Below are 11982 nucleotides of genomic sequence, written 5' to 3' on the forward strand. Positions count from 1 at the left end.
CGGTGAAGATCGAACCGGCTAACGGAAAAACCCTGCTGTTCGGTGTCGGCCTCGGGCCGGGCGACCCGGACTACATGACCGTCCGCGCCCGCGACATCATCGTCACGGCCGACCGGCTGGTGCATTTCTGCAAGCGCGGCCGGCGCGGCAATGCCCGCGTCACCGCCGATGCCATCGTCGCGCCCGACGCCGCCCGCGAGATCGAGCTCGCCTTCCCGGTGACGATCGAGGTGCCGGTCGAGGACGAGGGCTATAGCGGGCCGATCAGCACCTTCTACGACGAATCCGCCGCGCTGCTCGCGGCTGAGATGGAGGCAGGGCGGACCATCGCGGTGCTCTGTGACGGCGACCCGTTCTTCTACGGCTCGTTCATGCATCTGTGGCGCCGCCTCGCACACCGCTTCCCGACCGAAGTCGTGCCCGGCGTCACCGGCATGGCAGGCGCCTGGACGCGGGCGCAGGCGCCGATCACCTGGGGCGACGACATCATGACCGTGCTGCCCGGCACCCTGCCGGAAGCCGAGCTCGCCCGGCGCCTCGCCGACACCGACGCTGCGGTGATCATGAAGCTCGGCCGCAACCTGCCGAAGGTGCGCCGCGCACTTGAGGCTGCGGGGCTGATCGACCGCGCCATCTATGTCGAGCGCGCTACCATGGCAGAGCAGGTCGTGGCCCGGCTCGGCGACAAGGGCGACGACGAGGCGCCGTATTTCTCCATGGTGCTGGTTCCCGGCGAAGGGCGCAGGCTGTGAGCGGCTCCCTGACCATCGTGGGTCTGGGCCCCGGCGAGGCGCATTGGCTGACGCCGGCAGCGCAGGCCGCGCTCGACGCCGCGAGCGACCTGGTCGGCTACGGGCCCTATCTCGACCGCATCCCGGCGCGTGAGGGTCAGACCAAGCACGCCTCCGACAATCGCGTCGAAATCGACCGGGCCGGCCATGCGCTGCGGCTGGCGGCCGAGGGGCGCAATGTCGCGGTCGTCTCCGGTGGCGATCCCGGCGTCTTCGCGATGGCGGCCGCCGTGTTCGAGGCGCTGGAGGCAGGCGATCCGGCCTGGCTTTCGCTGCCGATCACGGTCGAGCCCGGCATCACCGCGATGCTCGCCTCCGCCGCCAAGGCCGGCGCGCCGCTCGGCGGCGATTTCTGCGCGATCTCGCTCTCGGACAACCTCAAGCCCTGGGATGTCGTGACGGCGCGGCTGGAGGCGGTGCTGCGGGCCGATTTCGTGATCTGCCTCTACAACCCGATCTCGAAGGCGCGGCCCTGGCAGCTCGGCGAAGCGCTCTCGCTTGCCGCCCGGATCAGGCCGCCCGATACGCCGGTGATCTTCGCGCGCGCCGTCGGACGAGCCGACGAGACTCTGCGCATCCTGACGCTGGCCGAGGCGGTCGTGGCAGCCTCCACGGCCGACATGGCGACGCTGGTAACCATCGGCGCCACGAGCACGCGGTTGATCACGCGGCCGGGCGACCGGCCTTATGTCTACACGCCCCGTTCGGTGACGAAGAGCCCCTGCGCCACCAGCCAGGGCAGGACCTGATCGACATGGGCGACGGTCTCGACATCGGGCTTGGGCGGGCGCTCGACCATGATCACCGGCAGGCCGAGGCGACGGGCCGCAACGAGCTTGGCGGCCGTGCCGTCGCCGCCCGAATTCTTGCTGACGACGACCTCGATGCCCTCGCTGCGCAGCAGCGCCTCCTCGTCGTCGACATGGAAGGGCCCGCGCTGCTGGATGACCTTGACATGGGGCACGGGCAGGCGGTTGCCGATCGGCTCGATGGCGCGGACCAGATAGTGGTGGTGCGGCGCATCGGCGAAGACCGGCAGCTCGAGCCGGCCGATGGTCAGGAAGACATGGCGCGGCTTAGGCCCCAGCGCCCGGGCCGCCTCCTCGAGATCGGGCACTTCCTCCCAGCGATCGCCGGGCTGCGGCTGCCAGGGCTCGCGCCGGATCGCGAGCAGCGGCACGTTCTCGGCCTTGCAGGCATGCTCGGCATTGAACGGCATGATCGCGGCAAAGGGATGTGTGGCATCGACCACCGCGGTGACGCCCTCCTCACGCAGATATTGCCGCAGGCCTTCGATGCCACCGAAACCGCCGACGCGGACCGGCAGGTTCGACGGGCGGGGGTCGACGGTGTGTCCGGCGAGCGAGATAATGGCGCGAATTTCCGGAGCCTGTTCAGCGAGATGCTGATCGAGCGCTGCCGCTTCACTGGTTCCACCAAGAATGAGCACGGTCATGCCCCTAGTTACGCTTGATTCAGACGAGCTGTCGAGCCGCGGCACCGCCTCACCTGCCACCCCGCCCACCCCTTGGCTCGCCTTGATCGGCCTCGGCGAGGACGGCCCGGCCGGGCTCTGCCCCGAGGCGAAAGCTGCTCTGGAAGAGGCCGAGATCGTCTTCGGCGGTGACCGTCACATCGCGCTGGTCGGCTCGGTTCCCGGCGAATTGCGCCCCTGGCCGCAGCCCTTTCGCAACGCCCTGCCGCAGATCCTGGCCGAACGCGGCCGCAAGGTCTGCGTGCTCGCGACCAGCGACCCGTTCCATTACGGCATCGGCAACAGCCTGAGCCGCGCGATTCCCGCCGCGGAGATGAGGATCATCCCGCAGATATCCTCCTTTGCCATGGCTGCGACGCGGATGCGCTGGCCGCAGGAGGAATGCTCGCTCGTCTCGCTGCACGGCCGCACGCTCTACCGGATCGTCCCGCATCTGCAGCCCGGCGCGCGCATCCTCGCCCTTTCCTGGGACGAGACTACGCCGCGCGCCGTGGCCGAGCTGCTGACGGCGCGTGGCCTCGGTGCCAGCCGGATCGTCGTGATGGAACAGCTTGCCGGCCCGCAGGAACGCATCCGCGAAAGCCGGGCGGATGCCTTCGTGCTCGACGAGGTGGTGCCGCTCAACCTGATCGCGGTCGATGTTGTGGCAACCCGCGACTCGCGCATCCTGCCGCTCGCGCCGGGGCTCGACGAGGAATGGTTCGCCCATGACGGGCAGATCACCAAGTCTGAGATCCGCGCCATCACGCTTTCAGCGCTGGCTCCGCGCGGGGGCGAACTGCTCTGGGATGTCGGCGCCGGCTCCGGCTCGGTCGCGGTGGAATGGTGCCAGCGCCATGTCCGCAACCGGGCGGTCGCCTTTGAATCCAAGCCGGAGCGGGCTCACCGGATCGCGCGCAACAAGGTCGAGCTCGGCGGTCTCACCGTGGAGGTGACCGGGGAGGCGCCGGCGGCCTTTATCGGGCGGCCCGCGCCGGATGCGGTGTTCATCGGCGGCGGGCTCACGGTGGAAGGCTTGTTCGAGGGCGCCTGGGCGGCACTGAAGCCGGGCGGACGGCTCGTTGCGAACGTCGTCACGATCGAGGGCGAGGCAAAGCTCGCCGCGCTGCATGCCGAGCATGGCGGCTCGCTCCGGCGCATCTCGATCGACCGGCTCGCCCCTGTCGGCGGCAAGCATGGCTGGCGCCCGGCGATGCCGGTGACGCAGTGGCGGGTCGAGAAGCCTTGAGCAGCGGCCGCCTCGTCGCGGGGCTGGGGCTGCGCCCTGGCACCAGCGAAGCCGAGATCCTCGCCTGTCTCGACGAGGCGCTGGCGCTTGCCGGCCTCGCAACTGAAGGCGCGTGCCGTCTCGCTACACTGGCCAGCCGCATGGACGAGCCCGGGTTGACGGCGGCTGCCGCCAGCCGCAAGGCCGAACTCGTCGCAATTCCCGACGAGGCCCTCAAGGGCTTCGAGGCCGCCTGCGCCACGCGCTCGACGCGGATCGCCTCACTCTATGGCGTCGGCTCGGTGGCAGAAGCCGCCGCGCTTGCCGCCGCCGGGCCGGGCGGGACGCTGGTGCAGCCGCGCATCGCGACGGCCCGCGTCACCTGCGCCCTGGCCAGAACGACATGAAGCACGCCGCATGACGATCCATTTCATCGGTGCCGGACCGGGCGCGCCGGACCTGATCACGCTGCGCGGGCGCGACCTGATCGCGGCCTGTCCCGTCTGCCTCTATGCGGGGTCGCTGATCCCGCGCGCGATGCTGGACTGGTGCCCGCCGGGGGCCCGCATCGTCGATACCGCCCCGCTCGATCTCGACGCGATCATCGCCGAGATGCAGGCTGCCCATGAGGCCGGGCAGGAGGTCGCGCGGCTGCATTCAGGCGATCTCTCGATCTGGAGCGCGGCGGGCGAACAGATGCGCCGGCTCGACGCGCTCGGCATTCCCTACAGCGCTACGCCGGGCGTGCCGGCCTTCGCCGCCGCCGCCGCCGCGCTGAAGCGCGAGCTGACCTTGCCGGGGCTGGCGCAATCGCTGGTGCTGACCCGGACTTCGGGCCGCGCCTCGGCAATGCCGGAAAAGGAGAAGCTAGCGACCTTCGCCGCATCCGGCGCGACGCTTGCCGTGCATCTCTCGATTCATGTGATCGAGCAGGTCGTCACGGAGCTGAGCCCCTTCTACGGAGCCGAATGCCCGGTCGCGGTGGTCTTCCGCGCCTCCTGGCCGGATGAGCGGGCGCTGCGCGGCACGCTCGCCACCATCGCGGAGCAGGTGCGGGAGGCGGCGCTGGAACGCACCGCGCTGATTTTGGTGGGGCCTGCGTTGGCCTCCTCGGATTTCGGCGAGAGCGCGCTTTATTCAACTGGCTATGACCGCCGCTTCCGGCCGCGGGGTGGGGTATGATGAAGTTTGCACTCGAACGTCATTGCGAGCGCAGCGAAGCAATCCAGAAAGACGGGCCGCGAGCCCCCCTGGATTGCTTCGTCGCTGAAGCTCCTCGCAATGACGGTGGAGCCCGCCCATGACCGCGCGCGGCCTGCTCATCGCCGCGCCGCGTTCCGGCTCGGGCAAGACCACGATCACGCTCGGCCTGCAGCGCGCGTTGGTGCGGCGCGGGCTCACCGTGCGCGGGCTGAAATGCGGGCCTGATTATATCGACCCGGCCTTCCACGCCGCCGCGACCGCGGCGCCCAGCGCCAATCTCGATTCCTTCGCCATGTCGGACGCCCTGCTCGGGCAGATCGCTGGCGATGCCGCGGCTGGCGCCGACATCGTCATCGCGGAAGGCTCGATGGGGCTGTTCGACGCGGTGCCCGGCCCCGAGGGCCATACCGGCGCCAGCGCCGACATCGCCGCGCTGCTCGGCTGGCCGGTCGTGCTGGTCGTCGACGTCTCCGGCCAGGCGCAATCGGCCGCCGCGATCGCGCTTGGCTGCATGCATTACGACCCGCGGATCAGGATCGCGGGCGTGATCCTCAACAAGGTCGCGAGCGAGCGGCACCGCCGGCTGGTGGCGCAGGGCATGGAACGCATCGGCGTGCCCGTGCTCGGCGCCCTGCCCCGCGAGGCCAGCCTGATCCTGCCCGAACGCCATCTCGGGCTGGTGCAGGCCGGCGAGACCGCCGATCTCCACGCCCGGCTCGATGCGCTGGCGGAAGCGGTCGCGGGCGCCGTCGATCTCGATGCGGTCGTCACAGCGGCCGGGCCGACGGCCCTCCCGCCTTCGGCATCCATCACGCCCCTGCCCGCGCCCGGACGGCGCATCGCTATCGCCCGCGACGCCGCCTTCAGCTTCGTCTATCCGCATGTCGAGGCCGGCTGGCTCGCGGCCGGCGCCGAGCTTGTGCCGTTCTCGCCGCTGGCCAACGAGCCGCCGCCGGGGGACTGCGACGCCTGCTGGCTGCCGGGCGGCTATCCGGAACTGCATGCGGGAAAGCTCGCGGGAGCGGAGCGCTTCATGGCAGGCTTGCGCGGTTTCGCGGCGAGCGGGCACCCCGTCCATGGCGAATGCGGCGGCTACATGGTGCTGGGGCGCACGCTGGTCGATGCCGACGGCGCGAGCCACGCCATGGCGGGGCTGCTCTCGGTCGAGACGAGCTTCGCAAAGCGGAAGATGAATCTCGGCTATCGCCGGGCGGTGCTCGAGGCCGACGGCCCGCTCGGCCGCGCCGGCGACGCTTTGACGGGCCATGAGTTCCATTACGCGACGGTGATCGCACAGGGCGAGGACCCGCCGCTGGCGCTGGTCACCGATCCGCATGGCTCGGCGCCTGCGCCTGCCGGCAGCCGGCGCGGCAGCGTCACCGGCTCGTTCTTCCACGCGATCGCGGTGGCAGGGTGAGCGCAGGCCCACCTCCCCGCTTCGATGCGGACTTCGCCGCGCAATTTGCGGAACTGCTGGCATGGCGCCGCGACGTGCGGCGGTTCAGGTGCGATGCGCTGCCCGAAGGGCTGATCGAGGAATTGCTGGCGCAGGCCGAGCTGTCGCCGTCGGTCGGCCATTCGCAGCCCTGGCGCTGGGTCAGGGTCGCCGAGGAAGCGCAGCGCGAGGCCGTGCGCGAGAGCTTCCTGCGCTGCAATGCCGAGGCGCTCGCGGCCTATGAGGGCGAGCGCGCGCAGCTCTATGCGCGGCTGAAGCTCGAAGGCATGCGCGAGGCACCGGAGCAGATCGCGGTGTTCTGCGACCACGGCACAGCCCAGGGGCATGGCCTCGGCCGCCGCACGATGCCCGAGACGCTCGATTACTCGGTCGTCGCCGCGATCACGCAGTTCTGGCTGGCGGCGCGGGTCAGTGGCCTCGGTGTCGGCTGGGTCTCGATCCTGGAGCCCGAAGCGGTGCGCCGGGCGCTCGGGACGCCCCCCGAATGGAAGCTGATCGCCTGGCTCTGCATCGGCTGGCCGGAGGGGGAGAGCGACGTGCCGGAACTGGTGCGGGCGGGCTGGGAGAAGGGGCGGTAACGCTTGCCGTCATTCTCGGGCTGTGCGTCGCACGGACCCGAGAATCTCGTTCAGGCAAAGGCCGACATTCCTGAGATGCTCGGGTCAGGCCCGGGCATGACGTCGAGGTTCACACCGCGATCTTGAACGCAGCCCCGGTCTTGGACGTGATCTCTTCCAGCGTGACGCCGTCGGCGAGTTCGACCAGCGTCATGCCGGCGCCGTTCTCGTCGATGGCGAAGACGCCGAGATCGGTGATCACCATGTCGACGACGCCGGCCCCGGTCAACGGCAGGTCGCAGGACTGCAGGAGCTTCGGCGATTCCGTGCCGTCCTTGTTCTTCGCGACATGCTCCATCACCACCACGACCTTCTTGACGCCGGCGACGAGGTCCATGGCGCCGCCCATGCCCTTCACCATCTTGCCGGGGATCATCCAGTTGGCGAGGTCGCCGTTCTGGGCGACCTGCATGGCGCCGAGGAGCGAGAGGTCGATATGGCCGCCACGGATCATCCCGAAGCTGTCGGCCGAGGAGAAGAAGCTCGTCGTCTTGAGCTCGGTGATGGTCTGCTTGCCGGCATTGATCAGGTCGGGGTCCTCGTCGCCCTCATAGGGGAAGGGGCCCATGCCGAGCATGCCGTTCTCGGACTGGAGCTGAACCGACATGCCGTCGGGGATGTAGTTCGAGACCAGCGTCGGGATGCCGATGCCGAGATTGACGTAAAAGCCGTCCTTCAGTTCCTTGGCAGCGCGCTGGGCGATCTGTTCGCGGGTCCATGCCATCGTCTCGGTCTCCTCAGGCCGCACGCTTGCGGACGGTGCGCTGCTCGATGCGCTTCTGCACGTTCGGCACATGCACGATGCGCTTCACGAAGATGCCGGGCGTGTGCATGTGGTCGGGGTCGATCTCGCCGGCCTGCACCAGATGCTCGACCTGGGCCACGGTGAAGCGCGAGGCGGTCGCCATCATCGGATTGAAGTTGCGGGCGGTCTTCCGGTAGACGAGGTTGCCTTCGGTATCGCCCTTCCAGGCATGGACCAGCGAGACGTCGGCGAAGATGCCGCGCTCCATGATGTAGCGCTCGCCGTCGAACTCGCGCTCCTCCTTGCCCTCGGCGACCAGCGTGCCGACGCCGGTCTTGGTGAAGAAGGCCGGGATGCCGGCGCCGCCGGCGCGGATGCGCTCGGCCAGCGTGCCCTGCGGGGTGAATTCGAGTTCGAGCTGGCCGCTGAGATAGAGCTCGGCGAAGAGCTTGTTCTCGCCGACATAGGAACTGATCATCTTCCTGATCTGGCGCGTCTCGAGCAGGACGCCGAGGCCCGCGCCGTCGACGCCGGCATTGTTGGAGACGAAGGTCAGGTCCTTGGCGCCACTCTCGCGCACCGCCTCGATCAGCACGTCCGGGATGCCGCAGAGGCCGAAGCCGCCGGCCATGATCGTCATGCCGTCCTTGATGGCGCCGGCGAGCGCCGCCTTGGCGTCAGGAAAAACCTTCTTCATCACATCGCCTTTTGTCGAAAATTGATGTCGCCGGACGGCTCGCCGAAAAACTAGCCGAGCCGGCGCCGCGGTGGCAACCACCCGTTGCGCAAATGAGAAAGCCGGCCCCCGAGGGCCGGCTTCGCTTAGCTTTGGAGATTTCTGCAGCTGGTGTCAGCGCCGGAAACCGCCGCCGAGGACGCCGCCGATGGCACCGCCGACGATCGTGCCGAAGACCGCGGCCCCGGCATTGGTGGCGTTGGGGTCCGGCCGGCCGGCGCGCTCGCGGGCGAGGTCGCGGCGGATGACCGGGTCCTTCTCGTTTTCGAGACTGCGATCGACGCCGCGGGTGGTGCGGGTCGCCTGCCCGTCGGACTGCTCCTTCGCCGCCTGCCGGGCGCGGGCCGCCCTGGCGGAGTCCTCGGCCAGCGCGCGCTGGTAGGCAGGCTCGCTCTGCGCCCGGAGGCCCCTGAGCTGGATCGGCGCGAGGAAGCCGGTGTCGGCGATGCCGCGAGTGGCCTGCCACTCCTTGATCGCCTTGCGCTGGCTCGGCCCGAAACTGGCGCTGGCCTTGCCCGGCTTGAAGCCGGACAGGGTGAGGCGCCGCTGCAACTCGCGGCGATCGTTGGCCGACAGCTTGAGCGCGGCCTCCGTCTCGGCGCTGCCGATTTCGACCTTCATCGCCTCTTCGTCGACGCCAGCCTGGATCGCGGGCGAAGGCAAAGCAGTGTCGCGCGAAATGGCGGCCGGGGCGGCCGGCTCGAGCCTGGCGAGGCGGTTCTTGGCGAAGGCCGCGAACTGCCCGGTCGGGAAGGCGTCGAGATAGGCCTTGTAGTCGCCCGGCGAGTTGCCGCGCTCGGCGATCTCCCACATCTTCACGTCCATCTGGGCGCGGTCGAGCCCGACCGGCACCGGCGTGGCGGGCATCTGCACGGCACCGTCGATCGCCTTGATCGACACGGACGGATCGACCGCCGCGAGCTTCACCGCCGGGTTCATCCTGAACTCGCCGATGATCGAGGAGTTGGTCCAGGGCTTCTGCTTCTTGCCGGTCGACTCCCAGACATCGGCGCGGACGCGGTCCATCACCGTGGTGATCGACACCTCGGGCGTCTCGATATGCTTGAGCAGCGCCGCGGTGAAGGGGCTGTTGCCGTCCTTCTCGCCATCGAGCGCGGTCGCGCGCGGGTCGGTCGCGAAGGCGATCAGGATGCCGGAGGCGGACTGGGTCTCGATCGCGGTCAGGCCGCGGGCGACGGAGCGCGACTTGGCGGCAAGCTGCGTCGCGAACGGGTTGTCGCGGCAGGCGTCGAGGATGAGGATGTTGACGCGCTCGTCGCGCTGCATCTGGCGCAGGATGAGATGAACGTTGACGGCCCTGAAGTCGAGATCGGCCTCCGACTTCAGCGAGGCGTCGACCGGAATCAGATAGTTCTCGTCGCCGACCGCGATCCCGTGGCCGGCATAGTAAACGACGCCCGCCTTGGCACCGTCCAGCTTCTGGGCGAATTCCCGGACGATGCCGGTCATCTCGTCCATCTTGAGATCGTAACCCTCGACGACCTCGAAGCCGAGGCGCTTCAGCGAGGCGGAGATCGCGGTCGCGTCGCGCTGCGGATTCGCGAGGCGGGGAACCGCAGTATAGGCGCTGTTGCCGATGACCAGAGCGACGCGACGGTCCGCCGCCGCCTCGGCCGAAACCGAAGCCCCCAGTATCGCGGCGCCGAGAACACCGAATCCGACGACACGTGACGCAAGCGCGCGAGCTGCAGCGATGCGGGCGCGGAACGCCAAACCTAGACACGAGAAGTTCAAAGCACCCTCCCTTGTTCTGCCGCCGCAGCGAATGCTCGATCGCGCCCGGGCGGAAACGCGCAATCGGCCCGTGCCGTCACAGGAATGCCCAATGAAAGACCGGAAATGGCCTGATGCATTACTCCAAACCGCATTTGCTCGCAAACCAGCTTTTCCCAAGGTCATCCACCTGCCCTATCGTCCACCAGCTCGCACCGACGGATCGCGCATGATGCGGCAGATTGCAGCCGCCGGGCGAGCCGGGACATCATGCATATGCATGAGGCGAAAGCCCCCTCCGAACAGAGGGGCATCGCGCCTACTACCAAGGGATAAGCCCGGCCTCACTAGGCCCCTTTCTCGCAGCCGCAGCGTTGACTTATGCCCTGAGCGCGGTGCAGCATGCGCTACAAGGGAAACGGCAATAACAAGAATGAACAAGATGACCATCACAAGCGATACGCATGTCTGAGGATATTATTCTATCTACCTCGGGCCTCACCAAGGAATTTCGTGGATTCACCGCGGTCAACGGCGTCGACCTGAAGGTGAAGCGCGGAACCATCCACGCGTTGATTGGCCCGAACGGCGCCGGCAAGACGACATGCTTCAATCTGCTGACCAAGTTTCTCAGCCCGAGCAAGGGTTCGATCGTCTATAACGGCCGCGACATCACCCGCGAGAAGCCGGCCGAGATCGCCCGGCTGGGGCTGGTTCGCTCCTTCCAGATCTCGGCGGTGTTCCCGCAGCTCAGCGTCAAGACCAATGTCCGGATCGCGCTGCAGCGCAAACGCGGCGACTCCTTCGATTTCTGGCGCTCGGAGGAGGTGCTGAAGCCGCTCGACGAGGAAGCGCTGCGGCTGGTCGAGGCGGTCGGCCTCTCCGCCTTCGCCGAATTGCCGGCGGTCGAGCTCAGCTACGGCCGCAAGCGCGCCTTGGAGATCGCGACCACGCTCGCGCTCGAGCCGGAGATGATGCTGCTCGACGAGCCGATGGCCGGCATGGGCCGCGAGGATGTCGAGCGCATCGAGGCACTGATCCGCAAGGTCTCGAAGAACCGCACCATCCTGATGGTCGAGCACAATCTCTCCGTGGTGGCCTCGCTGTCGGACCGCATCACCGTGCTGGCGCGCGGGCAGGTGCTGGCGGAGGGCGACTACGCCCATGTCTCGAAGGACCCGCGCGTGATCGAGGCCTATATCGGTTCGGGGGTCGGTCATGGTCACTGAAACGCTGGAGCGGCCGGTGGCGGGCACCGCCAAAGGGCCGCTGCTGAAGGTGCGCGGGCTCGAGGCCTGGTATGGCGAGAGCCATGTGCTGCACGGCATCGATTTCGAGGTCGCGCCCGGCGAGGTGGTGACGCTGCTAGGCCGCAACGGCGCCGGCAAGACCACGACGCTGAAGTCGATCATGGGCGTGATCGGCAAGCGCAAGGGCTCGGTGGTTTTCGAAGGTCAGGAAACCATTTCGCTGCCGTCGCGCGCCATCGCCCGGCTCGGCATCGGCTATGTGCCGGAGGAACGTGGCATCTATGCCTCGCTCTCCGTCGAGGAGAACCTGATGCTCCCGCCGCGGGTGCGGCCGGGCGGGCTCTCGCTCGAGCAGATCTTCACGCTGTTCCCCAACATCAAGGAGCGGCTGAAGAGCCAGGGCACCAAGCTCTCGGGTGGCGAGCAGCAGATGCTGGCGATCGGCCGCATCCTGCGCACCGGCGCGCATTTCCTGCTGCTGGACGAGCCGACCGAAGGCCTCGCCCCCGTCATCATCGACCAGATCGGCGCCACCATCCGCAAGCTCAAGCAGGAGGGTTACACGATCATCCTGGTCGAGCAGAACTTCCGCTTCGCCCAGACGGTGGCGGACCGCCACTATGTCGTCGAGCAGGGCAAGGTGATCGACATGATCCCCAATGCCGAACTCGACGCCAATATCGACAAGCTGCACGGCTATCTCGGGGTCTGATCGCCGCAACGGCGATCAGAGGCTCCCAATCCGAGG

13 protein-coding genes are annotated in these 11982 nt (G+C 68.5%); 9 read left to right on the forward strand and 4 right to left on the reverse strand.

Features of this window, described 5'->3' with window-relative positions; all coding sequences use genetic code 11:
• The first annotated feature begins 2 nt into the window (after window positions 1–2).
• Window positions 3–752, forward strand: a complete 750-nt coding sequence (locus ASE63_RS24380) for a precorrin-2 C(20)-methyltransferase (protein ID WP_056807912.1) — start codon at window positions 3–5, stop codon at window positions 750–752.
• Window positions 749–1540 carry a precorrin-3B C(17)-methyltransferase gene (gene cobJ, locus ASE63_RS24385; protein WP_056807914.1) on the forward strand — a complete coding sequence of 264 codons (792 nt, stop codon included), beginning with the start codon at window positions 749–751 and terminating at the stop codon, window positions 1538–1540. Before ASE63_RS24380 ends, cobJ begins: the two co-directional genes overlap by 4 nt.
• Here cobJ and ASE63_RS24390 read toward each other — a convergent pair.
• Window positions 1483–2247, reverse strand: a complete 765-nt coding sequence (locus ASE63_RS24390; RefSeq protein ID WP_056807916.1) for a cobalt-precorrin-6A reductase — start codon at window positions 2245–2247, stop codon at window positions 1483–1485. The genes cobJ and ASE63_RS24390 overlap by 58 nt on opposite strands.
• On the opposite strand from ASE63_RS24390, the gene ASE63_RS24395 reads away from it, so the two are divergent.
• From ASE63_RS24395 to bluB, 5 genes are all read left to right on the forward strand, one after another.
• Complete coding sequence (locus ASE63_RS24395) at window positions 2246–3514, forward strand: bifunctional cobalt-precorrin-7 (C(5))-methyltransferase/cobalt-precorrin-6B (C(15))-methyltransferase (protein ID WP_056807917.1); 1269 nt, start codon at window positions 2246–2248, stop codon at window positions 3512–3514. The two genes, ASE63_RS24390 and ASE63_RS24395, sit on opposite strands and share 2 nt — an antisense overlap.
• A complete protein-coding gene (locus ASE63_RS24400; RefSeq protein ID WP_056807919.1) occupies window positions 3511–3900 on the forward strand; it encodes a cobalamin biosynthesis protein in 390 nt (129 codons plus the stop codon). Before ASE63_RS24395 ends, ASE63_RS24400 begins: the two co-directional genes overlap by 4 nt.
• Before the next feature lie 10 nt (window positions 3901–3910).
• On the forward strand, window positions 3911–4675 hold the full coding sequence (cobM, locus tag ASE63_RS24405) for a precorrin-4 C(11)-methyltransferase (protein ID WP_056807922.1): 765 nt from the start codon (window positions 3911–3913) through the stop codon (window positions 4673–4675).
• A 118-nt stretch (window positions 4676–4793) separates the two neighbouring features.
• A complete protein-coding gene (locus tag ASE63_RS24410) occupies window positions 4794–6113 on the forward strand; it encodes a cobyrinate a,c-diamide synthase (protein WP_056807924.1) in 1320 nt (439 codons plus the stop codon).
• Window positions 6110–6730: a 5,6-dimethylbenzimidazole synthase gene (bluB, locus tag ASE63_RS24415; RefSeq protein ID WP_082610269.1), complete on the forward strand. Its 621-nt coding sequence runs from the start codon at window positions 6110–6112 to the stop codon at window positions 6728–6730. The genes ASE63_RS24410 and bluB overlap by 4 nt, the downstream gene beginning before the upstream one ends.
• Window positions 6731–6839: 109 nt before the next feature.
• On the opposite strand, the gene ASE63_RS24420 is transcribed toward bluB, so the two are convergent.
• The 3 genes from ASE63_RS24420 to ASE63_RS24430 all read right to left on the reverse strand — a co-directional run bounded on the left by ASE63_RS24420 (window position 6840) and on the right by ASE63_RS24430 (window position 10005).
• Window positions 6840–7493, reverse strand: coding sequence for a 3-oxoacid CoA-transferase subunit B (locus ASE63_RS24420; protein ID WP_056808150.1), 654 nt, complete (start codon window positions 7491–7493; stop codon window positions 6840–6842).
• Window positions 7494–7506: 13 nt separating this feature from the next.
• The gene (locus ASE63_RS24425) at window positions 7507–8211 is read right to left on the reverse strand and encodes a CoA transferase subunit A (RefSeq protein ID WP_056807926.1); all 705 of its coding nucleotides are present in this window, start codon (window positions 8209–8211) and stop codon (window positions 7507–7509) included.
• A gap of 153 nt (window positions 8212–8364) precedes the next feature.
• A complete protein-coding gene (locus tag ASE63_RS24430) occupies window positions 8365–10005 on the reverse strand; it encodes a caspase family protein (protein ID WP_162261828.1) in 1641 nt (546 codons plus the stop codon).
• Window positions 10006–10448: 443 nt separating this feature from the next.
• Here ASE63_RS24430 and ASE63_RS24435 point away from each other — a divergent pair, with 443 nt between their 5' ends.
• Together ASE63_RS24435 and ASE63_RS24440 are read left to right on the forward strand one after the other, a co-directional pair.
• Window positions 10449–11213 carry an ABC transporter ATP-binding protein gene (locus tag ASE63_RS24435; protein WP_056807930.1) on the forward strand — a complete coding sequence of 255 codons (765 nt, stop codon included), beginning with the start codon at window positions 10449–10451 and terminating at the stop codon, window positions 11211–11213.
• Window positions 11203–11946, forward strand: a complete 744-nt coding sequence (locus ASE63_RS24440) for an ABC transporter ATP-binding protein (RefSeq protein ID WP_056807931.1) — start codon at window positions 11203–11205, stop codon at window positions 11944–11946. The genes ASE63_RS24435 and ASE63_RS24440 overlap by 11 nt, the downstream gene beginning before the upstream one ends.
• The last annotated feature ends 36 nt before the right edge of the window (window positions 11947–11982 follow it).

The sequence above is a fragment of the Allobosea sp. Root381 genome, assembly GCF_001429395.1.
GTDB lineage: Bacteria > Pseudomonadota > Alphaproteobacteria > Rhizobiales > Beijerinckiaceae > Allobosea.

Excerpts from the sequence above, each read along its gene's own strand:
- ASE63_RS24395 (WP_056807917.1), top strand. The coding sequence starts at position 2,246 with ATGCCCCTAGTTACGCTTGATTCAGACGAGCTGTCGAGCCGCGGCACC.
- ASE63_RS24390 (WP_056807916.1), bottom strand. The coding sequence starts at position 2,247 with ATGACCGTGCTCATTCTTGGTGGAACCAGTGAAGCGGCAGCGCTCGAT.
- cobM (WP_056807922.1), top strand. The coding sequence starts at position 3,911 with ATGACGATCCATTTCATCGGTGCCGGACCGGGCGCGCCGGACCTGATC.
- ASE63_RS24410 (WP_056807924.1), top strand. The coding sequence starts at position 4,794 with ATGACCGCGCGCGGCCTGCTCATCGCCGCGCCGCGTTCCGGCTCGGGC.
- ASE63_RS24420 (WP_056808150.1), bottom strand. The coding sequence starts at position 7,493 with ATGGCATGGACCCGCGAACAGATCGCCCAGCGCGCTGCCAAGGAACTG.
- ASE63_RS24425 (WP_056807926.1), bottom strand. The coding sequence starts at position 8,211 with ATGAAGAAGGTTTTTCCTGACGCCAAGGCGGCGCTCGCCGGCGCCATC.
- ASE63_RS24435 (WP_056807930.1), top strand. The coding sequence starts at position 10,449 with ATGTCTGAGGATATTATTCTATCTACCTCGGGCCTCACCAAGGAATTT.
- ASE63_RS24440 (WP_056807931.1), top strand. The coding sequence starts at position 11,203 with ATGGTCACTGAAACGCTGGAGCGGCCGGTGGCGGGCACCGCCAAAGGG.